The sequence below is a fragment of the Erwinia sp. BNK-24-b genome (assembly GCF_047456155.1).
In the GTDB taxonomy this organism is placed as follows: domain Bacteria; phylum Pseudomonadota; class Gammaproteobacteria; order Enterobacterales; family Enterobacteriaceae; genus Erwinia; species Erwinia phyllosphaerae.
Window position 1 is genome coordinate 4,066,438 of the sequence record NZ_CP179901.1, and the last position, 25,375, is coordinate 4,091,812.

The window sequence follows — 25,375 nt, forward strand, 5'->3', positions numbered from 1 at the left end:
GATCCGCATGTCTAAAACTCAGCGTCATTACGCCCCTTCCGGGCCGGGAACGAAAACCGGGCCAGCGCTACCGGCCGCTGGCAAAGCGCTTTCACCCAACGCGATTGATGTCGGCCAGGTCGCCGACCATGCCGTCACCTTTGAGAACTGGAAAGGCGCAGCCGACAGGCCCGAGCCGCAGCCCGCCACGCCGCTGCCGCCGGATGAGCGTTTAGGGATTGCCATCGTTGGTCTCGGACGTCTCTCTTTAAACCAGATCCTGCCCGCGCTGAACGAGAGCCAGTTTGCCCGTCCCGTGGCGCTGGTTTCCGATCGGCCTGAAAAAGCGCAGGCGGTCGCCCGGCAATACGGTATCGATCCCAATGCTATCTACCGTTATGACGAAATGCACAAGATGGCCGATAATCCGAAGATTCAGGCGGTTTATGTCGTGACGCCAAACGGGCTGCACCGCGATCACGTTGTCGCGGCGGCTAAAGCGGGCAAGCACGTTCTTTGCGAAAAGCCGATGGCCAACACGCCGGACGAGGCGCGCGAAATGATTGCCGCCTGCCAGCAGGCGAAAGTGAAGCTGATGATTGCCTATCGCTGCCAGCACGAGCTGTTTAACGTTGAGGCGGCGCGCCTGACGCAAAGCGGCGAGCTGGGCCAGCCGCGCGTAATAGAAGCCATCACCAGCCAGGTTCAGGGGCCGGGCGATCAGTGGCGGATGCGCGCGGCGCTTTCCGGCGGCGGCGTATTGCCCGATATCGGCCTCTACTGCCTGAACGGCGTGCGCACTATGCTGGCGGAAGATCCGATCGAGGTTTACGCGCAGATTATTAATCCTACCGACGACGACCGCTTTAGCGAAGTGGAAGAAACGATAGCCTTTACGCTGCGTTTTCCATCGGGCGCTATCGCCAACTGTTTCAGCAGCTACGGTACGCACGAGGCGAAAGATATGCGTATTCGGCTGGAGAAAGGCTGGATCGCACTGGATAACGCTTTTGCCTATGAGGGCCAGCGTTTGCAGGTTGCGCAGCGCCATGAGCAGTCTGAACAGGTGAACGAGCTGCGGCTGTCGCCAAAGAATCAGTTTACGCTGGAGATTGACCATTTCGCGCATTGCGTGCTGCATGACGCCACGCCGTATTCGCCTGGCGAAGAAGGGCTACAGGATCATATTCTGATGGAGGCGATTTATCGCTCCGCGCGCGAGGGCGTGCCGGTGAGGTTTACCCACGATTCGCCGCATCCGCCGCTGAAAATCGCCGAGCGCTCTGCAAGATAATCTGGCGCGGTGACTACTGGTACGCAGAGATTAGGGCACGAGAAGCTTCTGGCGCTTATCGCTGGGACAAGGAGCTGCCTGCTGGCCGGGCGATTAGCCTGGGCAGGCAGCTCCCGGCTTGCATATAGCGTTATCTGCCGTAGTAGCGATAAACCAACAACGTCCCGGCAAAATACCCCGCATGTCTGACGCAACCCGCCATCGCCAACTCCGGAATCAGCTCGCGCTTTTCCCGGGTAAACCGGCTGTCGTCATCCCTGTGATTCAGCGCGGTTTTTCTCAATAATTGCCAGAATATCTTCCACGGTTTCGTGCAGCAGCTCACCTTCGCGATACGCCTGCAGTTCCGCCTCGCCGCCGTTAACGACTTTTTGCGGTCTTTCTACAAAGGTGCCGATCTGCTCGAATCTGCCGTTAAGCACGACGGTAAAGGGAATCCGTACTTTATCCAGCGCCAGCGCCGGCAGCAGGCTGCGTTCAGCACGGCTTTTACTGATGATTGCCTGCGAAACCGTCGGCTGCAGCTCGCTGATAAACTGCATGGCGGTCACGTTGCGCTGGCAGTCGGGACACCACAGTTCGGCAGCCGTCAGCAGGTAATATTCACCCTGTATCTGCTTCACTCGCTCTTTCAGCTCATCCGTAACCTCAGCCGCCAGCTTTGCCCGCGCGGCTTTGACAGCAGCCACTTCGCCCGCCAGCCCGGTTCTGGCAAACGCCTCGAAACCCGCACCCGCGCTAAATAGCTCTCGGTAATCAATCATGATAACTTCCCCATAATTTCCAGAAATGACAGTATGCGAAAAGCCGTCGATACTGGCAATTGCCGGTGGCGAAAATGGTATCATGGCACTTATTTACGAGTTTCCCGATTTTATGACGCAATTACGTTATCTTGATGGCTATCCCGCCACGATTATCACCCAGGTAGAAACGCTGTTTAAACAAGGCAAGCTTGGCCTGTGGCTGGAAAAGAAATACCCGGATGGCCATGCGATTCAAAGCGATAAGTCGCTGTACCAGTTTGTGGGCGAGCTGAAGCAGCGCTATCTGAAGAATGCGCCCGCCCTGTCAAAGGTGCAGTTCGATAATAAACAGAACCCGATTAAAGGCACGCTCGGCACCAATACGTTTACTTCACGCGTGCAGGGTGGCAAGCTGAAGGCCAACAACGAAATCCGCATTGCCACGCTGTTTCGCGACGGGCCGGAAGATTTCCTGCGGATGATCGTGGTTCACGAGTTGGCCCATCTGAAAGAGAAAGATCATAACAAAGCGTTCTACCAGCTGTGCTGCCATATGGAGCCGGACTATCACCAGCTGGAGTTTGATATGCGCGTCTGGCTGAACTGGCGAGACCAGCGCCAGCAGTAAGCCGTCAGAGAAAATCCTTCGCTTTCTGAATCAGGCTGGTTTTCGTCAATGCGCCGAGAAACCGGCGTTCAACAGGATTGTTCAGCACCGGCAAGCGCTCCAGCGTAATTCTGGCGAACGCTTCCCAGCCTTCAGTAATGGTCTGATTTTCAAAAACATAAGGAAAAGAAGCGTCGGTGACGCAGCTTACCGGCGAGTTCAGCGTGATCTCTTTATCCAGCACTTTACGTGAGATGTCGTGGATGGAGACCGCGCCCAAAAACTGCCCGGTTTCGTTAATCACATAGACAAAGCGTTCGCGCTTTAATGAACTAACCGCCAGCGCTTTTCCCACCGAATCATCCGGCTGGAGCGCCGCGCCGGAAACGATAAACTGCGAAATAATGCCGTTATCAAACTCGAATTTGGCATCTGAACGGCTGAAGTGGTTTTTAATAACCGGGTAAGTGCTGTTAGATTGCAGCTGATAAACTACCATAAACGCCAGCGCGCAGGCGATCATTGTCGGAAAAAGCAGGCTGCTGTTCAGCGTCATTTCCAGCACCATCAGCATGGCCATTAACGGCGCCTGGCTGACCGAAGCCAGTACCGCGCCCATGCCGACGGCAGCAAAGATTATCGCGTTATCGACCGGAAATCCGGCCAGCGCGGCCAGGCTGGCGACTATCACGCCCAGTACCGCGCCAATCAGCAGGGAAGGCGTAAACAGACCGCCGACCGCATTCGACCCGACGGAAACAGCGGTCGCCAACATTTTTAGCACCAGCAGAATAACCAGCCCCGCCAGCAAAAAGCGGCCGGCCATGATTTCCACAATCACTTCATAACCGTTGCCCAGCACGTTAGTACTGCCGATAGCCAGAATACCAACCAGCAGGCCGCCGGTGCCCAGCCGCAACGGTAAACTTTTTATGCGGCTAAACCGCCTGCGGCTTTGGGCTATCAGCCAGATTAAGGCCCAGCCGGCCAGACCAGCCAGTAAACCGATGACCACCGCCAGCAGCATATTCTGCGGCGTCAGCGCAAACTGCGCATGGGAAAAAGGATAGATAGCGGAACGGTAGCCCAGCGTCGACATGGTTAACACGGCCATGCCTGCGGCGATAATCAGCGGGATCAGTCGCTGTAAGGCAGAGATGCCAAAAGCGATTTCGGCGACAAAAATCGCGGAGGCGAGCGGCGCATGGTAAACCGAAGAAAGCCCGGCGGCGGCGGCCATCGCGACCACGTCGGTATTTTTCAGCGGTAGCTTTTTAAACCAGAAGCGTCCCATCAGGCTGCCGACCAGCGCGGAAAGCTGCACCATCGGTCCCTCTTTACCAATAGAGGCCCCGCTGCTGATGCTGGCGATGGAAGAGAGCGCGCGAAACAGCGAAGTTTTGGTAGGTACCGCATCCAGCCGGGCGTTGATCACTTCCAGATAGTCGGTGCGCACCGTCTCTTTCTGTTCAATTGCGGTGGCGTAACGCAGGAAAAAACCGGCCAGCAGGCCGCCAGCGCCGACGATCAGGGGCCAGCTGTACCACGGCCAGGCGTGAATAGCCTGCGTGACATCCTGGCGGCTGCCAAAAAACAGTAAATTAAGATGTTCAATCAGCAATCGGAAAGCCAGCGTCACCAGCGAAGCCACCAGCCCGACAGGAATGGCGACCAGCAGGCTGGTCCAGTTAAGTGCGTGTTTACTGCCTGAGGACATAGTGTTGTTTTGCCTTTTTACGCTTCTTTATGTTTATCGTGAAAGAGGATACGTTAAAAATCAAACAGGCAGGCAGACGCCGTGTAAATATTTCTAAATATGTCTGAAAAGAATTGACCGCTGTCGTACTACTCTCTATCTTCAGTACAGCAAAGGGGAGTAACTTCTTCGTCGGATAATCGTCATTACGATGCGCAAGCATCCGGTTACCGGGCAGTCAGCGTTCTGACTGTAAGTGAGACCTTGCCGGAAGGCGAGGTTTGCACACGATCAAAATAGTGTGGCTGGCGTCTTCTGACGTCAGCCATTTTATTTTGTACAGGACAACGTGATGAATACTGTAGGCACGCCGTTACTCTGGGGCAGCTTTGCTGTCATAGTGCTGATTATGCTGGCAGTCGACCTGTTGTTGCAGGGACGACGCGGCGCACAAACCATGTCGCTTAAGCAGGCCGCCATCTGGTCGCTGGTGTGGATATCTCTTTCGCTGCTGTTTGCGGCCGGGCTGTGGTGGTACTTAAAAGGCGCTGTCGGCCCGCAAATCGCCCATAGCCAGACGCTCGCCTTCCTTACCGGCTACGTGCTGGAGAAAGCGCTGGCGGTAGATAACGTTTTCGTCTGGCTGATGCTGTTCAGCTACTTCTCTGTGCCAGCCGCGTTGCAGCGGCGCGTGCTTATTTACGGCGTGCTTGGCGCGATCGTACTGCGCACCCTGATGATTTTCGCGGGAAGCTGGCTGGTTACTGAATTCAGCTGGATCCTGTATCTGTTTGGTGCCTTTTTGCTGTTCACCGGCGTCAAAATGGCGATGGCGGGCAAAGACGATGAGGGCGCGGTCGGCGATAAACCAATCGTTCGCTGGCTGCGCGGCCATCTGCGCATGACCGACGATCTGCAAGGCGAAAAGTTTTTTGTCCGCCGTAGCGGTCTGCTTTACGCCACGCCGCTGCTGCTGGTGCTGATTATGGTCGAGCTGAGCGACGTTATTTTTGCCGTCGACAGTATTCCCGCGATTTTTGCCGTCACCACCGATCCTTTTATCGTGCTGACCTCTAACCTGTTCGCCATTCTTGGCCTGCGGGCCATGTATTTCCTGCTGGCCAACGTGGCGGAACGTTTCTCGATGCTGAAATATGGCCTGGCTATCGTACTGATCTTTATCGGCGTCAAAATGCTGATTGTCGATTTTTACCATATTCCGGTTGCCGTTTCGCTCGGCACGGTTGGTGGGATCCTGGCCGTCACGCTGTTGGTGAACGTCTGGGTCAATCGCCGTAACGATCGTAAGATGCTGCGAAAATAACGCAGTTACCTGCAGGCCTGGCGGCGATGCTCTGCCGCCAGGCCATTTTTCATTTCCCCTGTCAGCACATTTCCTTATACTGCCTGCGCAAACACAAAGATGCCGCCTTATTCAGCGCATACGACGCTGACGCGCATTCCATCACTTTAACAGCTGGTTTTTATATGAGTATTCAAAAGAATCGTCCCGGCCTGTGGCAACGTTTGATGCAGGCAGGTTTGGTCACCCAGATTATGATTGGTCTGGTGGCTGGCGTTGCGCTGGCCTGGTTTTCGAAAGAGAGCGCCCTGTCCGTTAGCCTGCTCGGCTCACTGTTTGTTAGCGCGCTGAAGGCTGTCGCGCCGCTGCTGGTTATGGTGCTGGTGATCTCCTCTATCGCTAACCACAAGCAAGGCCAGAAAACCAATATCCGTCCTATCGTTATTCTTTATTTGCTGAGCACCTTTTTTGCCGCCGTGGTTGCCGTGGTTTTCAGTCATCTGCTGCCGCAGACGCTGACCCTGACCGCAGCCAACAATGAGATCATCCCGCCTTCCGGTATTCTGGCCGTATTAAACGGTCTGCTGATGAGCATGGTTTCCAATCCCATCGATGCGCTGATCCACGCCAACTATATCGGTATTCTGGTATGGGCTATCGGGCTGGGTTTTGCCTTCCGTCACAGCAGCGACACCACGCGCGCTTTCCTGAACGATGCTTCCGACGCGGTCACGTATCTGGTACGCATTGTGATTCGTTTCGCGCCAGTGGGGATTTTTGGTCTGGTGGCCTCGATTCTGGCCTCAACGGGCTTTTCTGCGCTGTGGCAGTATGCGCATCTTCTGGGGCTGCTGCTGGGCTGCATGCTGCTGATGGCGCTGGTGGTTAACCCGATTCTGGTTTACTGGAAAATCCGTCGCAATCCTTATCCCCTGGTCTTTACCTGCCTGCGTGAGAGCGGCGTAACCGCCTTCTTTACCCGCAGTTCGGCGGCGAATATTCCGGTGAATATGGCGCTGGCGAAAAAACTGAATCTGGATGAAGACACCTACTCCGTCTCGATTCCCATTGGTGCCAATATCAGTATGGCCGGTGCCTCTATCACTATTACCGTATTGACGCTGGCGGCGGTTAACACCCTGGGCATTCATGTTGATACCGGTACGGCTATTCTGCTGAGCCTGGTCGCCTCTGTTTGCGCCTGTGGTGCTTCCGGCGTGGCGGGCGGCTCGCTGCTGTTGATCCCGGTGGCCTGTAACATGTTTGGCATTCCTAACGATGTGGCAATGCAGGTTGTAGCCGTTGGCTTTATTATTGGCGTACTGCAGGATTCTGCGGAAACGGCGCTGAACTCGTCTGCGGATATTCTGTTTACCGCCGCAGCCTGTATGGCCGAAGAACGTCGTATAGAGCAACAGGCTTAACGGGTTGGGCCGCCGCGCTTATGTGCGGCGGCTCGCTTTTACAGAACTTTTTCAAAACGATTTTTTTACTTAACCTCTGTTTTTTACCGCGCTATTTTGCGCGGCGTCAGTCACTTTCCTGTCAAAATACCCTCCAGACATTAAAACCCATGCCAGACGGCAATAAACTCGTTTCTTTATCATGGAAACTGCCCTTTATAGTGAAATAAATTGCAATTGTGTCAGCCTGTGTAAAACTTCTTTGCAGCGGTCTGCTGCGCCTGTACAACATCGCTAACGCTGGCTTTAGACTTTTTTCAGGTTAAACAGGTCGTTTATCCATTTTCAGCTTTAAGGCCGGGGGCGATTCTTTCTTAACGCCTTAAATTGCTCGTGTTAATAAACCGTTCAGCACGCATACTTACTGGCAGTGTGGCCGGGGCCGGGCTAAAAATACGATTCAGGGACACGTTATGGATATCTTAAAAGCGCTGGTCCATGCTCTCTGGCAGCAGGACTATGCAATGCTGGCCGACCCTTCTCTGGTCTGGGCAATCTATCTGGTGCTGTTTATGATCCTGTTTCTGGAAAACGGCCTGCTGCCCGCCGCTTTCCTGCCTGGCGACAGCCTGCTGATTCTGGTTGGCGTGCTGATTGCCAAAGGCACGATGAGTTTTCCGCTGACGCTGCTTATTCTCACTACCGCCGCCAGCCTGGGCTGCTGGCTGGGCTATATTCAGGGACGCTGGCTGGGCAATACGCCTACCGTCCAGCGATGGCTGGCCCACTTGCCGGCTCAGTATCATCAGCGCGCTCATGCCCTTTTTCACCGGCACGGCCTTTCAGCCCTTTTAATTGGCCGTTTTATTGCCTTTGTCAGAACGCTGCTGCCGACCATTGCCGGTATTTCCGGGCTGAGCAATACACGCTTTCAACTGTTTAACTGGTTAAGCGGCCTGCTGTGGGTGCTGATCCTTACCGTGCTTGGCTTCGCGCTGGGTAAAACGCCGGTCTTCCATAAATATGAAGATCAGCTGATGCTCTGCCTGACGCTGCTACCGCTGGTGCTACTGGTTATCGGCCTGTTTGGCTCACTCTATGTTTTATGGAAAAAGAAACGCACGATGAATGGGAAAGGAAACTCATGATAAAAAAAGTTTATACGCGTCGGCGTCTTTTCGGCTTGCTGGCGCTGATTTGTCTTACGCTGACCGTAGCCAGCTTTCTGCCAGCCCTGTTTCGCAGCGAAACGGCCATACAGATACGGGCTTTTCAACAGGGCAGCACGCTGCCAGACGGCTTCTACGTTTACCAACGTCTGAATGCTGAAGGCATTCATATCAAAAGCATCACGCCCGATCGCGACACGCTGGTGATCAAATTCGATTCTCAGGAGCAGAGTATTGCCGCAGAGAAGATGTTGCGCCGTCTGCTGCCGGAAGGCTTCTCTATCGCCCAACCGGAGCGGACAGACTCTTCGGCATGGTTAAGCCACCTTCACGCGCATAAGCAAAATATCGGCTAAATATCGCGCCCGAAAGCCCTTTTCGGGTCGCCTATCCCTAAGAATCTTCTCTCTTTTTGAGCTTTCCGTATTTTCTGACTATGCTTAACTGGCCAGAGGTAACCAGCAAGCTTTACAGGATTAACGGGGTTGTACCTGACCCAAACAACGGAAGGTCACTTTATGAGATACCGCACCATTCTTGGCATTAGTCTTTTATCCCTGACCACTTTCGCCCAGGCGGCCGAGTCGCTGTGTCTGCAAAAAGAGCAGGATATTCAGCATGAGATTGAGCTGGCTCGCCAGCACGACAATCAACGCCGCGTGACGGGCCTGGAGCGAGCATTGACGGAAGCTCGCGCCGGCTGCACGGACGACAAGCTGAAGACTCGCCATCAGGAAAAGATTAAAGAGCAACAGCAGAAGGTGGAAGAGCGGCAAAAGGAGCTAAGTCAGGAAAAGGCGGACGGCAATGATAAAGAGAAAATTGCTAAGCGCGAGCGAAAACTGGCAGAAGCACAACGTGAACTGAAGGAAGTCCAGGCGGCGCCCTATTAAGGCCGGGCCGGATTCTCATTACTGACTAAGAAAGGAGTTTATTATGTCAAAAGATATCACTTCCGATAATTTACGTGCGGATTTACGGACCCTGGCCGATACGCTGGAAGAAGTGCTGAGCAGCACTACCGACAAATCCAAAAACGAACTGGATAAGCTGCGCAGCAAAGCGCAGAGCGCGCTGAAAGACACGCGTGCGCGCCTGGGCGATTCCGGCGAACGTATTGCCAAAACGTCACGCGAAGTGGCCGACAATGCGGACGTTTACGTACGTGAAAATCCGTGGACCAGCGTGGGCATCGGTGCCGCCATCGGCGTGGTACTGGGCGTCCTGCTGACGCGTCGATAACGATGGCAGATTCCCGGCAAAGCCAGGGCCCAGGCAAAGGGGTCATCAACATCGGGCAGCGCATTGTCACCACTCTGGTCGGGATTGTCGAAACCCGCGTCAGGCTGGCGGTGGTAGAGCTGGAAGAAGAGAAGGCGAACCTGATTCAGCTGTTGATTATGGTTGGCCTGACCATGCTCTTTACCGCTTTTGGCCTGATGAGCCTGATGGTGCTCATTGTATGGGCTGTGGATGCGCAATATCGTTTAATGGCGATAGGCATTACCACAGCGGTGCTGTTTGCGCTGGCCATTATCTTTGGATTGTGGACGCTGGCGAAATCGCGCCGTTCTACGCTTCTGGGCGTTACCCGTAAAGAACTGAAATCCGACCGTAAACTTCTGGAGAATGATTAATGAGTCGCGAGCGTGACGAGCGAAAAGCCGAACTCCTGCGTCAGATTCAGCAGCAGCGGCTGGATCTTAGCCTTGAAAAGAAATTCTGGCTGGAGAGTACTGCCCGTTACGATCGCGGCTGGTTAACGCTGCTTAACCTCAAGCGCTATATTGCGGTTGGCAGCGGCCTGGCCGCTATCTGGTCCGTACGCCATCCACGCCGCATTTCGCGCTGGGCTAAACGAGGCCTTGGCCTCTGGAGCACCGTGCGTATGGTGCGCAATTTTATGCCCGGCCGCTAAGCCTCTCTTTTCAGGTTCGGCTATGTCGAACCTGAATAATCAATTTTTCTGAAAGACTTTAACAGTTTATCTCGCTTACAATCTTTCCCCTCCGCGAATATTATCTTCCTCAACAACCGGGAGTTAGCGCTAATCGCCTGCTACAACCGGGTTTAATACGGCCAGGGCCTTTCCTGCTCGCATCAAATTCACTGGGGAATAACATGAAAAAATTAGAAGATATTGGCTTTCTGGCCGCGCGTATTTTAATGCCGATCCTGTTTATTGTGGCAGGCTGGGGAAAAATTACTGGCTATGCGGGTACGCAACAGTACATGGAAGCGATGGGCGTACCGGGCTTTCTGCTGCCGCTGACGATTTTACTGGAGTTTGGCGGCGGCTTAGCCATTCTGTTTGGCCTTCTGACGCGCTTTACGGCTATTTCGACCGCAATTTTTACGCTGATCACCGCGTTTGTGTTTCACAGCAACTTTAGCGTCGACGGTAACTCCATTAACTTTATGAAGAACCTGACTATCACGGGTGGTTATCTGCTGCTGTTTATTACCGGCCCGGGAAAATACAGCATCGACCGCGTACTGAAGAAAAGCTGGTAACGCAATCTAAAAAGCAGGGATTTCAACCCTGCTTTTATTATCTGTTTCCATAAAAATCAATAACAGCGGCTATATTAATTACGCATTTTAGAAAAGGTAATTGCATAGCCGCTTTATTAACAATGCCCTGCATCCGCTCAATCAGGAAGACGCGGGCGTTTTATTAAAAATCTGCGAAACAGCGCTAATGCCAAAATTAACAATACCTACAATACCGGTACCGATATTGGAAATAGCATTCACCACATCCAGTTCAAGGATGCTGCCAATACCTGACCCAAGCTTTCCTGCCGGCGTGGCGGCATCGGTAGTCAGGCCACCAGCAGCGGTACCGGCATCAACAATATTACCGATGGCCGTGCCGATACTTTTTCCCAGGTCGGCAAAAAAACCTGCACCTGAAACCGCTTCCACTTCCTGAATATTTAATTCACGCATAACTTACTCCTTGTTAAAAAAGAGGCCGCGTTGATAAAAACGCAAAGCGATTCTAATAACACAAGGCAAATAAAGTCAAATCTTAAATAACATGCCACGATAAAAGACAATAAGAAAATTTACCAGGTCAGGCGGAAGAGAATTTTAATAACAATTACAAACCTGTTTTAGATATTAATAACAGTTTTATTGGCCTGCACTGGAAAATATAAAATATTTACCGAACGGTTGGTTTACACAAATTAAGGCAAGAAAAATACCTGCAAATTAACGAGCTTTTTCCTGACAACAAGTTATATTTTAAACTGTTTTCTAAGATTATGGAGTGAATATGGGACAGCTAATTGATGGCGTATGGCACGATAACTGGTATGACACTAAGTCAACCGGCGGACGTTTCAAGCGTTCTGAATCCGCATGGCGTAACTGGGTTACCGTTGATGGCCAGGCTGGCCCAACGGGAGACGCGGGCTTTTGTGCCGAAGCAGATCGCTATCATCTTTACGTTTCCCTCGCCTGCCCCTGGGCGCACCGAACGCTGCTGATGCGCCAGCTAAAAGGGCTGGAAAAGCTGATCTCCGTTTCCGTTGTTCATCCGCTGATGCTGGAGAACGGCTGGACGTTTGATGAGGATTTTGAAGCCGCGACGGGCGACAGCCTTTATCAAAATGAGTATCTGTACCAGCTTTATCTCCATGCCGATAAGGACTATACGGGGCGCGTTACCGTACCGGTTTTATGGGATAAGCAGCAGCAGACTATTGTCAGCAATGAATCGGCCGATATTTTACGAATGTTCAACAGCGCATTTGACGCGGTTGGCGCGCGCGCGGGCGACTACTATCCGGCAGATCTGCGCAGCAAAATCGATGAAGTGAACGGCTGGGTTTACGATACGGTAAACAATGGCGTCTATAAGGCAGGTTTCGCCACGACGCAGGCGGCCTATGATGAAGCGGTCAACGCGCTGTTTCATTCACTGGCAAGGCTGGAACAGATGCTGGGACAGCATCGCTATCTTACTGGTGACCGCCTGACCGAAGCAGATTTACGCCTGTGGACGACGCTGGTGCGCTTCGATCCGGTTTACGTCACGCATTTTAAATGCGACAGGCACCGCATTAGTGATTATCTGAACCTGAGCGGCTTTTTGCGGGAAATTTACCAGCTGCCCGGCATCGCAGAAACGGTCGATTTGGCCCACATCCGCCATCACTACTATTGCAGTCATAAAACCATTAACCCTTACGGCATTATTTCTACCGGTCCGGCTTTTGACTGGAACGAGCCGCACGGGCGCGACGAGCGATTTCGCTAGCGGGGAAGCGGGCGTCTCGCTATTTCATTACCGCGTGACGCTTTGCCAGCAGCTTAGGAACTTCTCTTAAACACCAGGCTTTGGCCTCGCCCATACTGTCGCGACGCCAGGCCATGATAATATCCACTTCTTTGCTGTATTCGGGGCTGACCACGCGCAGTCGCCCCTCGGCTATATCCTTTTCCACCAAAGGATAAGGCATGGACGCCACGCCAAGGCCGGCCAACAGGGCACGGTGCTTGTCTTCTATAGAACTGACGGTCAGCCGCTGCTGCTTGTCCAGTAACTGTACGGTCAGCACTGGCCGCTCGCGGGCCGTATCGGCAACAGCTATACCACGGTATTTAACGCGGGATACTTCGGAAAGCGGTTCCGGTTCCTGATGGATAGGATGATCGGGACTGGCGACGATAACGCTTCTGATGCTGTAAAGCTTGCGGGTATTGATTTCCGAAGATGCCCGAAAATGCATATCCGGCGCAATAACAATATCGGCTCTTCCCTGCTCAAGCCGCTCCCATGCCCCTGCCAGAACTTCGGTTATCAGCGCGATTTGCGTATTGGCTTTTTCAGCAAGCTTATCGATTAATGGAAAAAGATATTCGCAGGGCACCAGCGCTTCGGTAACGATGGTCAAATGCGTTTCCCAACCTCGCGCCAGCGCTTCTGCATCCGTGGTCAGTTTGTCGGCCGCCTCCAGCAGAACGCGGCCTCGCTCCAGCAACATGCGCCCTACGTTGGTAAATTTTGTGCGGTGTCCGGAGCGGTCAAACAGGACGACGTCCAGCTCTTCTTCCAGTTTCTGCATCGTATAGCTGAGCGCAGAAGGCACGCGACCCAGCTCGTCTGCCGCCGCAGCAAAACTGCCGCGTCTATCGATAGCGTCCATCACTCGTAGCGCTTCCAGCGTAAGAGCGCGATCTTTAGCCATAGCGGGTCTCTGTCAGGAATTTTGAATATGGTAAGCAGATTAACTGGCTAACAATCTGCCGTCCAGCGCCTTATTATAGCGACATAAGAAACGGTCGGTGCGGTATGCCGATCGATAAGGGGGAAAGGTATGATTATTAGTCGTAGCGTGCAGCAGTGTGGTAAAGCTGATTACGGCTGGCTGCAAGCGCGTTATACCTTCTCCTTCGGCCACTATTTTGATCCAAAATTACTGGGCTACGCTTCTTTACGCGTGCTCAACCAGGAAGTGCTGACACCAGGGGCTTCCTTTCAACCCAGAACCTATCCTAAGGTTGACGTTCTTAACCTGATTTTGCAGGGCGAGGCGGAGTACCGCGATAGCGACGGTAACGACGTGGTGGCGCAGGCAGGTGAAGCTTTGCTGCTGGCTACGCAGCCGGGCAACAGCTATAGCGAACACAATATCAGCAAAGAGCAGTCGCTGACGCGTATGCAGCTGTGGCTGGACGCCTGCCCGCAGCGAGAAAATGCGGCGATACAACGCCTGTCCATTCCTCAAAATGCTCGCTGCACGCTGCTGGCTTCGCCAGACGGTGCGCAACAAAGCCTGCAGCTGCGTCAGCAGGCGTGGGTTTACCATTTGCAGCTCCAGCCGGGCGAAGCGCACACGCTACCGCTACACGGCTCGCGAGCCTACCTTCAATCAATTCACGGTAGTTTGCAGGTGACGGCGCCCTCGCACGAAGAACAGGCACTTGCCTGCGGTGACGGCGCGTTTATCCAGGAGGAAAGCAACGTCACGGTTAAAGCTTTGACGCCTGCTCGCGTGCTGGTAATTGATTTATCAGAGTAGGCTGCCTGGCCTCTGCATAACGGACCTGACTGCTCGCCTTATTCTCCGTTCAGGTTAAAAAGATCGATCGGCACTTCTACTCTGTCGCCGATCGACCAGCCTTTTTTACCCAGAATATGCTGCGGCGTGTTATCAGGCACGTTGAAGTAAAAGGTCGTCTTTTCTTCGTCGACTTTCCCTTCATCCAAATCTTCCGCATCCAGATCCATTTCATCCAGCTCTTCTTCGGTCAGGCCTAACCTGGCGGCCAGTATCGATCTTTTCATCGGCTATCTCCTGTTGTTTACGCCTTACAGTTAAGCAAAGATTTTTCCTTAGCGCAGTCTGACGCTACATTTTTCTTATAGCAGGAAACATATGGACGCTCGTTAACCCTGGATTGACGGTGATGGGCGTAGCGTGGTCGCAGGTATATAAGGAGTTTCATCAATGAAAAAGCTGTCTGTCGCGTTTTCCCTTCTTTTGCTGTGTGGGTGTGTTGATATGGGACGAGTGGGTATGCATCCTGAGCTGAAATCTTTTTACCTGGACGGCAGCCCGCATGAAGTTGCCGGTTGTCTTTATTCGGCCGCTTCGCATCAGCATCTTTTCCTGGAGCGGGACGATCCGCTGCCCGGCGGTACGCGCAGGTATAAGTTAAAAGATACCGATAATGAGGATGTGGCGTGGGTTGAGATTTCATCTGCGCCCCATAAGCAGTCTCACGTTAACGTTTATCAGGCCAGAGAGGCCGATGTTCGCACAGCCGTTTCCGCGATGGTGGCCCGGTGCCAGTAAATCCGCTGACGGTGAACAAGCATCTTCCCCCTGCGCCAGAAAGCAAAAAACCCGCCGAAGCGGGTTTTTTACTGTAAATGTTGAGGCTGACCGGTAGAAGCCAAAGCAAGGAGACTGAGCCAGTCCGAAGCGGCGCCTGAATTGGGCTTGAGCCTGCTAACAATCAAGCGTAACTGGAACATCAAAGAGGAATAAATTTGGATAAGTCCAGGCCTGAACTGACAGTTTTCGCGGACAAAGCAAAACCAGTTCTGATGGTTGGCTTTGAGCAAAAAGCGGAAATTCGGCATGCTGCATAAAGGTTCTGTAGAAATAAACGACGTTTCAAAGGAAATTTGACGAAATCTGTGAAGTGCAGAAGTATAAACCCCACGATCTAAACGCTTTTCAAAGGAGTGATAAGTGCTTATCGAAGAAGAATTATTTCTTGATGATTATGCTTTAAGAAGAAAGAAGTTCATCTATGATCGTCGTGTTCATCATAGCTACGTCTTTGTTGCAGGAAATCAATTATATACGGTGATTGTCGGCAGCCTGTCTGACGAGCTAACCTTTAATCGCATTGGATATCAAATGCCGGCTGACGTTCCCTTTCCTGGAAACGGAATGGCTGAAGTCTATTTTGACGTATTCGACGGAATGGAAAATTTGGCCGATTTTCGTCACGTAAATTTTGAAGGATTGGGGGCCGCCGTCGTTTTGCAAAGGGTCTCATTAGCATTAATCGCTCACTTTGAAAAATTCAATATAGGTGGTTTTGTTTTCCAGGCTGCATCCGGTGGAATTGTTGATGTCGGTCGCCGTACTACTCTGGAAGAGACATATGACTACATGCTTGGGTTAAAAAGTGAACCGCGCTATAATGAGCGAACAGGATTGCCAAAGAAAGCTCCGCGATCGTTGATACCGGAAGAATTGCATTCGTATAAGACAGTTACAGAGGGGAGAGCCTGCTATGTCGTCTTACAATAAGCAAAAACATTCAGCGTTTCTCGCCCCTATAAACGGCGAGAAAAAAGTATTTAAGGCGTTAGTTTCTGCTGAGTTGAAAACTCGCTCTATGAATGCTGAGGCGCATTTGTGCGACCTTAAAACCAGCCTGACGATTAGTAAAAGACATTCTTCTGCTACCTTATTGCGTAAGAAGTTAAAAGGCCATCTTGTGCGTGAACTACAAGAAATTTAACAGAATTCCTTTGACAACAGGGCCCGATAACCGGGCCCTGTTTGTTTTTTCGCGATCCGTAGCTTCAATTGAATTGCTTTGAATTATGCTAATTGACGTGTCTGAAATGCCACTCAGCAACCTCCGTTTTTGGCACAAAGTTGCCTGTCAGCTTAGGCTATGCTCAATAAAGTCTTTCCCCTGTGCCAGAAAGCAAAAAACCCGCCGAAGCGGGTTGTCTACTGAAAATGTTGAAGCTGACCGGTAAGCCGCTTTCTTTTTGTGAAGAGCGTCGTGGACAGTCATCTTTCCCCTGCGCCAGAAAGCAAAAAACCCGCCGAAGCGGGTTTTCTACTGAAAATGTTGAAGCTGACCGGTAAGCCGCTTTCTTTTTGTGAAGAGCGTCGTGGACAGTCATCTTTCCTCTGCGCCAGAAAGCAAAAAACCCGCCGAAGCGGGTTTTCTACTGAAAATGTTGAAGCTGACCGGTAAGCCGCTTTCTTTTTGTGAAAAGCGTCGTGGACAGTCATCTTTCCTCTGCGCCAGAAAGCAAAAAACCCGCCGAAGCGGGTTTTCTACTGAAAATGTTGAAGCTGACCGGTAAGCCGCTTTCTTTTTGTGAAAAGCGTCGTGGACAGTCATCTTCCCCCTGCGCCAGAAAGCAAAAACCTGCCGAAGCGGGTTTTCTACTGAAAATGTTGAAGCTGACCGGTAAGCCGCTTTCTTTTTGTGAAAAGCGTCGTGGACAGTCATCTTTCCCCTGCGCCAGAAAGCAAAAAACCCGCCGAAGCGGGTTTTCTACTGAAAATGTTGAAGCTGACCGGTAAGCCGGGTTCTGTCGTGGACAGTCATTCATCTAGGCCAGCAATCGCTCACTGGCTCAAGCAGCCTACCCGGGTTCAGTACGGGCCGTACCTTGTGAACCCCTATTTGGCCTTGCTCCGGGTGGAGTTTACCGTGCCGCGAACTGTTGCCAGCCGCGCGGTGCGCTCTTACCGCACCCTTTCACCCTTACCTGATCCCACAAGTGGGCCATCGGCGGTTTGCTCTCTGTTGCACTGGTCGTGGGCTTGCGCCCCCCAGGCGTTACCTGGCACCCTGCCCTATGGAGCCCGGACTTTCCTCCCCTCTGTCTGTCTCCCCCGAAGGAGGACGGCAACAAAGCGGCGACTGTCTGGTCAGCTTCGGCGCGGATAATAGGGCATTCCGCGCGGTTTGTCACCCCTCTTGCTGCTCCAGCGCATACTTATATAACGCATTTTTCTTTACGCCGTGGATTTCAGCAGTCAGGCCAGCCGCTTTTTTTAACGGCAGCTCTTTCTGCAACAGCGCCAGCGTGCGCAGTGCTTCCGGCGGTAAAGCGTCTTCCTGCGCATGGTAGCCTTCTACAATCAGCACCATTTCGCCCTTGCGACGATTTTCATCCTCTTTTACCCAGGCAAGCAGTTCGCCAACCGGTGCGCCATAAATGGATTCCCACGTTTTGGTAATCTCACGCGCCAGCACAACGTAACGCTCTGTTCCCCAAACTGTCACCATATCCTGTAAACTCTCCAGCAGGCGATGGGTCGACTCATAAAAAATCATGGTGCGGGATTCCTGCTCAAGCGCACGCAGCGTATCGCAGCGGCCTTTACTTTTAGCAGGCAGAAACCCTTCGTAACAGAATCGATCGGACGGCAAACCCGCAGCGCTTAATGCTGTAATGGCCGCGCAGGCACCGGGCAACGGTACGACGTTAACGCCTGCCTCGCGGCAAAGACGTACCAGATGGTAACCAGGATCGTTGATCAGCGGCGTGCCGGCATCGGAAACCAACGCTATGCTTTGCCCGTCCCGTAGCTTTGCCAGTAGCGTTTCCGCCTTCTGCTGCTCGTTGTGATCGTGTAATGCGAACAGGCGCGCATTGATGGCGAAATGTTGTAGCAACAGCCCGGTATGACGTGTATCTTCCGCTGCGATCAGGTCGACACCTGACAGCACCGCCAGCGCACGCTGGGTGATATCGCCCAGGTTGCCAATCGGTGTAGGAACGATGTAGAGCGTGCTGGCCGAAATCTCTTCGCGTTGTTTCATTGTTTGATCCGAATTGCCGATTTAATATTGAGCATCTTGAAAAAAACATAACTGGATACAGTATGCTTCCTTCGAAAGTCATTCATAACAAAGCAGGACGCTGCGTGCCTCTGCTGCTGGCGGCCCTGATTTTTGCCGGCTGTTCCGGCCAGGGACCGCAAACCTCCTCGGTCGACGTGCAGGGCGCGGCGACGGGCACTTCCGACTCTTATTTGCAGCAAATGCAGCAAAGTTCAAATGATAACAAGGTTGACTGGCAATTACTCGCAATCAGGGCGCTGTTGAAGGAAGGAAAAATTCCTCAGGCCAGCGATCAGCTTGCCAGCCTGCCGCAACAGCTAAGCGACACGCAGCATCAGGAGTCTCTGCTGCTACAGGCACAGCTAAAGGCGATGCAGCAGGATACAGGCGGTGCCGCCCAGCTTTTACAGCAGGTTAATACCGGTTCACTGTCAAAAGATCAGCTGGCTCGCTACTATCAGTTGCAGATAGCTGCGGGTCAGGGCCGTCCCTCTCTCGATCTGCTGCGTGCCTATATTGCTCAGGAACCTTTGCTAACGTCGCCAGCGGATAAGCAAAAGAATATTGATGCTACCTGGCTGGCGCTGACCCAGCTGACGCCAGCGCAAACCGGCAGTTTAGTGATCAACGCGGATGAGAACACGCTGCAGGGCTGGTTAGATCTGCTCAACGTCTATAAAGCCAACGTCAGCGACCCAACTATGCTGAAAGCGGGCATCAGCGACTGGCAAACCCGCTACCCTGAAAATCCTGCGGCCAAAATGCTGCCAACGGCGCTGAGCCAGGTACAAAATTTCCAGCAGTCCTCTACGGGTAAAATTGCGCTGCTGCTGCCGTTAAATGGCCAGGCGCAAATTTTTGCCAAAGCGATTCAGAAAGGCTTTGACGATGCCAGAAACGGTGCGCTGGCGCAGGCAGCCGTGCCGCCGCAGACTGACGGCAGTAATGCGGCAGCTGCTGCCGGAGCCAATCCAGCAGCCAACCCTTCTTCTGCCACCGGTCAAAACGCAGCAGCCAGCCCCGCTTCTGCCACCGGTCAAAACGCAGCAGCCAGCCCGGCTTCTGCCACCGGTCAAAACGCAGCAGCCAACCCTGCTTCTGCCGACGGTCAAAACGCAGCAGCCAGCCCGGCTTCTGCCACCGGTCAAAACGCGGCGACTAACTCTTCCGCTGCGCAGCCTGCCGGGAACACGACACAGCCTGCCGCTACTGACGGCGCAGCGCAGCCTGCTGCGTCAGGCGGTAACGTGGCGCAAACCGCGCCGCCATCAAGCTCGGCACAGGTTCAGGTTTACGACACCAGCAGCCAGCCGATAGATCAGGTCCTGGCGCAGGCACAGAAAGACGGCGCCACGCTGGTAGTCGGCCCGCTGCTGAAAAGCAACGTCGATCGCTTAGCCTCTTTACCGACACCGTTAAATATCCTGGCTCTTAACGAGCCGGAAGCGGTGCAGAACCATCCGAATCTTTGCTACTTTGCGCTTTCTCCTGAAGACGAAGCACGTGATGCCGCGCATCATATGTGGGATCAGGGCAAGCGTTCGCCGCTTTTAATGGTACCGCGCAGCTCGCTGGGCGATCGCGTCAGCAAGGCATTTGCGGCTGAATGGCAAAAGCTGGGCGGCGGCACCGTACTGCAGCAGCAGTTTGGTTCTCAAAGCGAGCTGAAGCAGGGTATCAATAGCGGCGCAGGCCTGCGTCTGACCGGTACGCCAATCGTTTCCCAGCAGACACAGCAGCCGCAGGGCGTAACCGTGGCTGGCCTGACCATTCCGGCGCCACAGGCACCTGTATCGAGCGGTGACGGCAGTGTTGATTCGCTGTATATCGTGGCTACCCAGGACGAGATGGCATTGATTAAGCCGATGATCTCTATGCGCGTCAGCAGCCGCAGCATGGCGCAGATTTATGCCAGCTCGCGCAGCTACCAGGCCGGAAGCGGCCCGGACTATCGTCTGGAAATGGAAGGCGTGCAGTTCAGCGACATTCCACTGCTGTCGGGCAGTAATCCGGCGCTGATGCAGCAGGCAGCAAAAAGCTTTAACAATGATTATTCTCAGGTTCGCCTGTATGCGATGGGCGTGGATGCCTGGACGCTGGCCAACCATTTTAACGAGGTACGCCAGCTACCGGGCTTCCAGCTGAAGGGAGAAACCGGTAGCCTGAGCGCCACTCAGGACTGCGTCATCAACAGGAAGTTGGTATGGAGCCAGTATCGTCAGGGACAAATCGTTCCGGCATCCTGAATCGTCAGCAAACGGGGGCGGGCTATGAACAACAGGCCCGCCGCCTGCTGGAAAAAGCAGGATTAATTTTTGTCGCGGCTAACGTTCGCTTTCGCGCCGGTGAAATTGACCTGATTATGCGCGATGGTGCAACGTGGGTTTTCGTGGAAGTGCGCTACCGCCGTAACGATCTGTTTGGCGGTGCCGCAGCCAGCGTAACCCGCAGCAAGCAACGGAAGCTACTGAAAGCCGCAGCCTTATGGCTAAACGGACGCCAGAGCAGCCTTGAGTGCGCCAGCTGCCGTTTTGACGTGGTAGCGGTAACCGGCGTACGGATTGACTGGCTGCCCAATGCCTTTACGGCGGAGTAACTCTTCGCCACTATTTGCCAGGTGAAAAACGTGCTGGAAAGAATAAAAGTTTGTTTTACCGAAAGTATTCAGACGCAGATCGCGGCGGCAGAAGCACTGCCGGACGCCATTTCACGCGCGGCGATGAGCATCGTGCAATCGTTGTTAAACGGCAATAAAGTGCTGAGCTGTGGCAACGGCACGTCGAGCGCCAACGCCCAGCATTTTGCAGCCAACATGATCAACCGCTTTGAAAGCGAACGCCCCAGCCTGCCTGCGGTAGCGCTGAGCGCGGACAACGTGCTGTTGACGGCTATCGGTAACGATCGCCTGCACGACGAAATTTACGCCAAGCAGGTGCGGGCGCTGGGCCACGCTGGCGACATTCTGCTGGCCATTTCAACACGCGGCAACAGCCGCGATATTGTGAAGGCCGTTGAAGCAGCGGTGACGCGCGATATGACGATTATTGCGTTAACCGGTTATGACGGCGGCGAGCTCGCCGGTTTACTGGGTCCACAGGACGTGGAAATTCGTATTCCTTCGCACCGGAGCGCGAGGATTCAGGAAATGCATATGTTAACCGTAAATTGCCTGTGCGATTTAATCGATAACACCTTGTTTCCCCACCAGGACGTTTAAAGGAGTTTACATGAAGCTATTATCTGCAACCGCTGTAATGCTGGCAGCGCTGCTGCTACAGGGCTGCGTCGCTGCGGTCATCGGCAGCGCCGCCGTAGCAACCAAAACGGCAACCGATCCCCGTACCGTGGGAACGCAGGTTGATGACGGTACGCTGGAACTGCGCGTCAGCAATGCGCTGGCGAAAGATGACCAGATTAAAAAAGAAGCCCACATCGTGGCTACGGCCTATCAGGGCAAAGTTCTGTTAACCGGCGAGGCACCGAGCGCGGATGTTGCCAGCAGGGCTAAACAAATTGCCGTAGGCGTTGATGGCGCAACCGAGGTTTATAACGAAATTCGTACGGGCGCAAAAGCCAGTTTCGGTACGGCCTCTTCCGATACCTGGATCACCACCAAGGTTCGCTCAAACCTGCTGTCGAGCGACCAGGTTAAGTCCTCTAACGTAAAAGTAACGACCGAAAACGGCGAGGTCTTTTTGCTGGGTCTGGTGACAAGCGCAGAAGCCAAAGCGGCGGCCGACATTGCCAGCCGGGTCAGCGGCGTGAAGCATGTCACCACCGCGTTTACCATTCTGCAATAGCCGTTTTTTAAAACGCCATCCAGACTGTAAATCCGTATCAGGTACTGATACGGATTTATTTTATTGTTGTTTGAATCAGCTTAGTTAATAATTCTTTGTCTCAACATCACGTTTCTTTTCTTCAATAAGGTGTTGTTATCAATAATGGCCTGAATCAATGATTCGCCCGGAAAGTCAGCCATAACAATGCCAATTGTCCTTTCACTTGTATCCGCGTTTATCATTCCGATGATAGCCGCCATCCCCGTTTCCGGTTTGTTAAGACGCTTTATATAATCCCGGGCAAGAATATTTGTGCCTTCAAAAGCTATTGAACAGATACCGATGAAACAGCTAACCCTGGGGAAATCAGGATAGGAATTTTTCCATCCCGGCGTAGTTAATCCCGTAAGTAATCGTGGTGCAGAAGTCTCGCTGGAAGAGTGCCCACTTGCTACAAAGTAGGGGAACGTCCCTCCCGAGCCCGAAAGATAATTAATGAAAAACGTGCCAAAGTAGCCTTTTACAGCTTTATCAAAATGCGCTTTGATTTTCAGCCATTTATTATGGAGATCCCAGTTGGTGCCGAGATAGTAATCATCCTGCGCTCTGAAATAGCCATAATTTATTCCACCCAGATAATAGTTAGCGCTTAATAAAATAAACTTTCCTCTGGCTGACCCAAGCTTAATACTTTCATTTGATGTGTCCAGGTAATGGGCAGATTTATTCAGATATTCTTTCAGCGTATATCTTATATCGCGAGTATTATTGCTGTCCTGCTTATGCTCTTCAGCGATTCTCACCAACACGGTTTCCGTAGGGTTTGCCTGTAAAAAATCATCAATTTGATTAATAACTTCGCCAAACATCAGATGGAGATAGACAGAGCCATGATGGACGGCAAGTTTATTACCAGTATGTCTGACTCTGATATCCAGGACCCTGATACCATATTCAAGCTGTTGTTTAATTGTTAACACCTGAGTGCGAACGATTGGCCGTCCGGACATTTTGTAGGTTCCGCTGTCGTGTGTTCCGGGTAAAGCCATTTCACTTAGCCGGGTTTCATCGCTGATCGAAGCCATCCAGTTCTTTTTATAAGTAAAAGCATTATCAGCACGATGAAAGTACGCATCATCATAGTGAGAAAACGCAGGGAACGAAAGAAAAGCGAGCAGAAAAACCACCCTGACCTTTAAATAAATCATGTTATTCCTTTAAGATTTACTAAACCAATTGCCGGGCTACACCGAGGATCCTCCGGCTATTTTCAGAATGGGGTAAGCTAGCAATGAAGAATTTATTTAGAAAGGAAATAGTCCGCAATTAAGTATTAAACAGGCAGAAAGCATTTTAAATACCATCTTAAGGAAATGATTATTCTCAGATGGCAAAAAAATCACATCCGGCTTAAACACTCTGCCGCCACCTGTTTAAAACTGGCAAAATCTTGACTGTCGCGCAGGCGCGGCATTGCTCTTTCCCGCAAAAAGGTGACGAACAGATCGTAAATCGCCATCGCTTCTTCATATTCGCTTTTACTGATAGCCAGCAGGAAGATCACCGAGGCCGTCTCATCTCCCCATGAAATACCCTGCGGTGCCAGCACGGTATAGACAACGCTTTTTTTTGCCAGCAGGCCCAGCGAGTGAGGCAGCGCGATGCCTTCACCCAGCATCGTGCTGACAATGGCTTCACGCTCTACGACCGAAGCATGAAACTCTTGATCTACGGCACCTTCTTTTTCCAGCTTATCGCACAGCGTTCTGAACAGCTCCGCCTGAGTCATTGGACGATCGATGATTAAGAAGTGACTGGCATCAAAAAATTTTTCCAGCATATAAGGCCGGGTGCGATCGACCAGCACCAGTTTCCCGATCTGCTCCAGCTGGTATTCGGTCGGAAACGGCGACATAACCACGACAGGTTTATTTTTTTCACCAAGCCTGGCTGTAGAAACCACAAAATCTTCTTCTATATTTTCTTGCTGCTCATATTCGCGTAGCGACAGGATACTGGTGACCACAATTTGTGGGTACTTGCGCATCAGCATGGCCTGAATCATCCGCGCGGTTGAATTTCCGCTATCGCACACCAGCAGGATCTGCGGGTGACGCTGATAGCCGACGTTATAATGTCGCTCCAGGCCGACACCAATGTGCAGGACCAGAAAACCAATCTCGTTTTCGCTGATGGCATAAGGCGTATATTTCCCCCAGCTGGAAACGGCAGCCAGCGTGACGTCCCACGCCATCGGATAGTGCTGTTTGATATTAGCCAGCAGTGGATTAGGAATATTAATCTGGTAGCGCACGCGAGTAATCATGGTTTTAATATGCGTTAACAGATCGGCGCGCAGCTGATTATCGTCCAGCAGATTAAAGTTATAATGCGTGTTGATGTAACTGAGGATGTAATTGACCAGCGACTCGCCGTCATCCGGACTGATAGCATCTGGCGAAATCTCTTCAATACGCCGCGCCGCAATATTAACGCGCAGGTAAGCTTCCTCAGAGGGTGATATCGCTTTTCCGGCAAGCGGCCGCAGCAGCGTAATCAAATGGCGAGCCGCATCGCGCACTTCCGTATCCACATCATCAGCGCTGAAATCGGAAAGCGGATAACCTTCGCTGATACGTCGAATGGCTACCGCGCAGTAAAGGCGCAGATAGAATTCGCCGTCGTCCGTCACTCTGATATTAAAATGGCTAAGGCAGTGGTTCAGCAGCGGCTGTAGCGTGACCAGTATGCCGCTGTTTAACGCTTCCTGGTTGAGCAGCGGATCGTCGACGTCCTGCTGGGCAATTTCATAGAGCAAATCAGTCAGGCAGGTTCGTATTGCCATTTCGCTGCCGAACAACTTCATGCCATAGCGCGGCCGGGTTTCAATCACCAGCTGATAGCGTGCCAGATGTTCTCTTACCTCAGCCATATCGCTCTGGAGCGTGGCGCGGCTGACGAACCACTCATCGGCCAGATCCTCCAGCTTGAGCGAAAAAGCTGAGGTGAGAAAACGAGTCAGAAGATAGCGTACCCGAGCGGTAGAACTTCGCGGAATACGTAAGGGAGATGGCGACTGATGCTGTAACCTGCCGTAGCGCTTCGCATCTTCTATTTTAAGCTGATAGCCTTCGCCGCGATTTAATACAAAACGGACGCCGTGATCGGCCAGCAGTTCATTCAGCGTGGTGATATCTGTACGTACGGTGCGCGTTGAAACCGCAAAGCGTCGCGCCAGTTCATCCTGAGGCAGCGTTTCGTTTTGCAGCGTGGCAAACAGCCGGGCAAGGCGTTGGTTGGGAAATCTCACCGTTTCTCCTGT

The 25,375-nt window shown here is 52.6% G+C and carries 29 protein-coding genes and 1 other RNA gene; 20 read left to right on the forward strand and 10 right to left on the reverse strand.

The features are described 5' to 3' along the window. The first annotated feature begins 7 nt into the window (after positions 1–7). Positions 8–1,273 (forward strand): Gfo/Idh/MocA family protein, encoded by a 1,266-nt coding sequence (locus ACMGGR_RS18775; protein WP_414147589.1) that lies wholly within the window; start codon positions 8–10, stop codon positions 1,271–1,273. A 251-nt stretch (positions 1,274–1,524) separates the two neighbouring features. Here ACMGGR_RS18775 and ACMGGR_RS18780 read toward each other — a convergent pair whose 3' ends face one another. Then, positions 1,525–2,037, reverse strand: a complete 513-nt coding sequence (locus ACMGGR_RS18780) for a thioredoxin family protein (RefSeq protein ID WP_414147590.1) — start codon at positions 2,035–2,037, stop codon at positions 1,525–1,527. 112 nt (positions 2,038–2,149) lie between these two features. Between ACMGGR_RS18780 and ACMGGR_RS18785 the strand changes: the two genes are divergently transcribed. Next, entirely contained in the window at positions 2,150–2,647 is a 498-nt protein-coding gene (locus tag ACMGGR_RS18785; RefSeq protein ID WP_414148997.1) for a M48 family metallopeptidase, read from the forward strand. A gap of 4 nt (positions 2,648–2,651) precedes the next feature. Here ACMGGR_RS18785 and ACMGGR_RS18790 read toward each other — a convergent pair whose 3' ends face one another. Beyond that, positions 2,652–4,343: a chloride channel protein gene (locus ACMGGR_RS18790; RefSeq protein WP_414147591.1), complete on the reverse strand. Its 1,692-nt coding sequence runs from the start codon at positions 4,341–4,343 to the stop codon at positions 2,652–2,654. Positions 4,344–4,674: 331 nt separating this feature from the next. Between ACMGGR_RS18790 and ACMGGR_RS18795 the strand changes: the two genes are divergently transcribed. The 9 genes from ACMGGR_RS18795 to ACMGGR_RS18835 all read left to right on the forward strand — a co-directional run bounded on the left by ACMGGR_RS18795 (position 4,675) and on the right by ACMGGR_RS18835 (position 10,711). After that, positions 4,675–5,646: a TerC family protein gene (locus tag ACMGGR_RS18795; protein WP_414147592.1), complete on the forward strand. Its 972-nt coding sequence runs from the start codon at positions 4,675–4,677 to the stop codon at positions 5,644–5,646. Between the two features lie 164 nt (positions 5,647–5,810). Then, positions 5,811–7,049, forward strand: coding sequence for a serine/threonine transporter SstT (gene sstT / locus ACMGGR_RS18800; protein WP_414147593.1), 1,239 nt, complete (start codon positions 5,811–5,813; stop codon positions 7,047–7,049). A 452-nt stretch (positions 7,050–7,501) separates the two neighbouring features. Then, on the forward strand, positions 7,502–8,176 hold the full coding sequence (locus ACMGGR_RS18805; RefSeq protein WP_246760876.1) for a DedA family protein: 675 nt from the start codon (positions 7,502–7,504) through the stop codon (positions 8,174–8,176). Further along, entirely contained in the window at positions 8,173–8,553 is a 381-nt protein-coding gene (mzrA, locus tag ACMGGR_RS18810; RefSeq protein WP_246760875.1) for an EnvZ/OmpR regulon moderator MzrA, read from the forward strand. Before ACMGGR_RS18805 ends, mzrA begins: the two co-directional genes overlap by 4 nt. Before the next feature lie 162 nt (positions 8,554–8,715). Further along, on the forward strand, positions 8,716–9,090 hold the full coding sequence (locus tag ACMGGR_RS18815) for a DUF1090 domain-containing protein (protein ID WP_246760874.1): 375 nt from the start codon (positions 8,716–8,718) through the stop codon (positions 9,088–9,090). Positions 9,091–9,133: 43 nt separating this feature from the next. Next, the gene (locus ACMGGR_RS18820) at positions 9,134–9,439 is read left to right on the forward strand and encodes a DUF883 family protein (protein ID WP_246760873.1); all 306 of its coding nucleotides are present in this window, start codon (positions 9,134–9,136) and stop codon (positions 9,437–9,439) included. Positions 9,440–9,441: 2 nt separating this feature from the next. Next, entirely contained in the window at positions 9,442–9,834 is a 393-nt protein-coding gene (locus ACMGGR_RS18825) for a phage holin family protein (protein ID WP_246760872.1), read from the forward strand. Continuing rightward, a complete protein-coding gene (locus ACMGGR_RS18830; RefSeq protein ID WP_414147594.1) occupies positions 9,834–10,115 on the forward strand; it encodes a YqjK-like family protein in 282 nt (93 codons plus the stop codon). Before ACMGGR_RS18825 ends, ACMGGR_RS18830 begins: the two co-directional genes overlap by 1 nt. A gap of 203 nt (positions 10,116–10,318) precedes the next feature. Then, positions 10,319–10,711 carry a DoxX family protein gene (locus tag ACMGGR_RS18835; protein WP_246760870.1) on the forward strand — a complete coding sequence of 131 codons (393 nt, stop codon included), beginning with the start codon at positions 10,319–10,321 and terminating at the stop codon, positions 10,709–10,711. Positions 10,712–10,852: 141 nt separating this feature from the next. Here ACMGGR_RS18835 and ACMGGR_RS18840 read toward each other — a convergent pair whose 3' ends face one another. Then, a complete protein-coding gene (locus ACMGGR_RS18840) occupies positions 10,853–11,149 on the reverse strand; it encodes a hypothetical protein (protein ID WP_414147595.1) in 297 nt (98 codons plus the stop codon). A gap of 331 nt (positions 11,150–11,480) precedes the next feature. Between ACMGGR_RS18840 and ACMGGR_RS18845 the strand changes: the two genes are divergently transcribed. Beyond that, positions 11,481–12,467, forward strand: a complete 987-nt coding sequence (locus tag ACMGGR_RS18845; protein WP_246760868.1) for a glutathione S-transferase family protein — start codon at positions 11,481–11,483, stop codon at positions 12,465–12,467. Positions 12,468–12,486: 19 nt separating this feature from the next. On the opposite strand, the gene ACMGGR_RS18850 is transcribed toward ACMGGR_RS18845, so the two are convergent. Further along, the gene (locus tag ACMGGR_RS18850; protein ID WP_246760867.1) at positions 12,487–13,398 is read right to left on the reverse strand and encodes a LysR family transcriptional regulator; all 912 of its coding nucleotides are present in this window, start codon (positions 13,396–13,398) and stop codon (positions 12,487–12,489) included. Between the two features lie 129 nt (positions 13,399–13,527). Between ACMGGR_RS18850 and ACMGGR_RS18855 the strand changes: the two genes are divergently transcribed. Further along, on the forward strand, positions 13,528–14,232 hold the full coding sequence (locus tag ACMGGR_RS18855; RefSeq protein WP_414147596.1) for a pirin family protein: 705 nt from the start codon (positions 13,528–13,530) through the stop codon (positions 14,230–14,232). 38 nt (positions 14,233–14,270) lie between these two features. On the opposite strand, the gene ACMGGR_RS18860 is transcribed toward ACMGGR_RS18855, so the two are convergent. Further along, entirely contained in the window at positions 14,271–14,498 is a 228-nt protein-coding gene (locus ACMGGR_RS18860) for a hypothetical protein (RefSeq protein ID WP_414147597.1), read from the reverse strand. 163 nt (positions 14,499–14,661) lie between these two features. Here ACMGGR_RS18860 and ACMGGR_RS18865 point away from each other — a divergent pair, with 163 nt between their 5' ends. The 3 genes from ACMGGR_RS18865 (at position 14,662) to ACMGGR_RS18875 (ending at position 16,195) form a co-directional block, all read left to right on the forward strand. Further along, positions 14,662–15,009, forward strand: coding sequence for a hypothetical protein (locus ACMGGR_RS18865; protein ID WP_246760864.1), 348 nt, complete (start codon positions 14,662–14,664; stop codon positions 15,007–15,009). Between the two features lie 402 nt (positions 15,010–15,411). Then, entirely contained in the window at positions 15,412–15,981 is a 570-nt protein-coding gene (locus ACMGGR_RS18870; protein ID WP_414147598.1) for a hypothetical protein, read from the forward strand. Further along, positions 15,965–16,195 carry a hypothetical protein gene (locus ACMGGR_RS18875; protein WP_414147599.1) on the forward strand — a complete coding sequence of 77 codons (231 nt, stop codon included), beginning with the start codon at positions 15,965–15,967 and terminating at the stop codon, positions 16,193–16,195. The genes ACMGGR_RS18870 and ACMGGR_RS18875 overlap by 17 nt, the downstream gene beginning before the upstream one ends. Before the next feature lie 393 nt (positions 16,196–16,588). On the opposite strand, the gene ACMGGR_RS18880 is transcribed toward ACMGGR_RS18875, so the two are convergent. From ACMGGR_RS18880 to rsmI, 3 genes are all read right to left on the reverse strand, one after another. Then, entirely contained in the window at positions 16,589–16,927 is a 339-nt protein-coding gene (locus tag ACMGGR_RS18880; RefSeq protein ID WP_414147600.1) for a hypothetical protein, read from the reverse strand. 55 nt (positions 16,928–16,982) lie between these two features. Beyond that, an RNA gene (rnpB, locus tag ACMGGR_RS18885) (RNase P RNA component class A) lies at positions 16,983–17,360 on the reverse strand. A gap of 32 nt (positions 17,361–17,392) precedes the next feature. Further along, the gene (gene rsmI, locus ACMGGR_RS18890; RefSeq protein WP_246760862.1) at positions 17,393–18,250 is read right to left on the reverse strand and encodes a 16S rRNA (cytidine(1402)-2'-O)-methyltransferase; all 858 of its coding nucleotides are present in this window, start codon (positions 18,248–18,250) and stop codon (positions 17,393–17,395) included. A gap of 62 nt (positions 18,251–18,312) precedes the next feature. Here rsmI and ACMGGR_RS18895 point away from each other — a divergent pair, with 62 nt between their 5' ends. From ACMGGR_RS18895 to dolP, 4 genes are read left to right on the forward strand one after another with little or no spacing between them, the layout of a single operon-like run. After that, positions 18,313–20,517 carry a penicillin-binding protein activator gene (locus ACMGGR_RS18895; RefSeq protein ID WP_414147601.1) on the forward strand — a complete coding sequence of 735 codons (2,205 nt, stop codon included), beginning with the start codon at positions 18,313–18,315 and terminating at the stop codon, positions 20,515–20,517. Then, positions 20,475–20,867 (forward strand): YraN family protein, encoded by a 393-nt coding sequence (locus ACMGGR_RS18900; protein WP_414147602.1) that lies wholly within the window; start codon positions 20,475–20,477, stop codon positions 20,865–20,867. The genes ACMGGR_RS18895 and ACMGGR_RS18900 overlap by 43 nt, the downstream gene beginning before the upstream one ends. Positions 20,868–20,897: 30 nt before the next feature. Further along, positions 20,898–21,488 (forward strand): DnaA initiator-associating protein DiaA, encoded by a 591-nt coding sequence (diaA, locus tag ACMGGR_RS18905; protein WP_246760859.1) that lies wholly within the window; start codon positions 20,898–20,900, stop codon positions 21,486–21,488. A 10-nt stretch (positions 21,489–21,498) separates the two neighbouring features. Then, positions 21,499–22,071: a division/outer membrane stress-associated lipid-binding lipoprotein gene (gene dolP / locus ACMGGR_RS18910; RefSeq protein ID WP_246760858.1), complete on the forward strand. Its 573-nt coding sequence runs from the start codon at positions 21,499–21,501 to the stop codon at positions 22,069–22,071. An 80-nt stretch (positions 22,072–22,151) separates the two neighbouring features. Here the strand turns inward: dolP and ACMGGR_RS18915 are convergent, their stop codons facing one another. Together ACMGGR_RS18915 and ACMGGR_RS18920 are read right to left on the reverse strand one after the other, a co-directional pair. Next, positions 22,152–23,261, reverse strand: a complete 1,110-nt coding sequence (locus ACMGGR_RS18915) for a phosphatidylinositol-specific phospholipase C (RefSeq protein ID WP_414147603.1) — start codon at positions 23,259–23,261, stop codon at positions 22,152–22,154. A 191-nt stretch (positions 23,262–23,452) separates the two neighbouring features. After that, positions 23,453–25,363, reverse strand: a complete 1,911-nt coding sequence (locus ACMGGR_RS18920) for a BglG family transcription antiterminator (protein ID WP_414147604.1) — start codon at positions 25,361–25,363, stop codon at positions 23,453–23,455. Positions 25,364–25,375 lie beyond the last annotated feature (12 nt).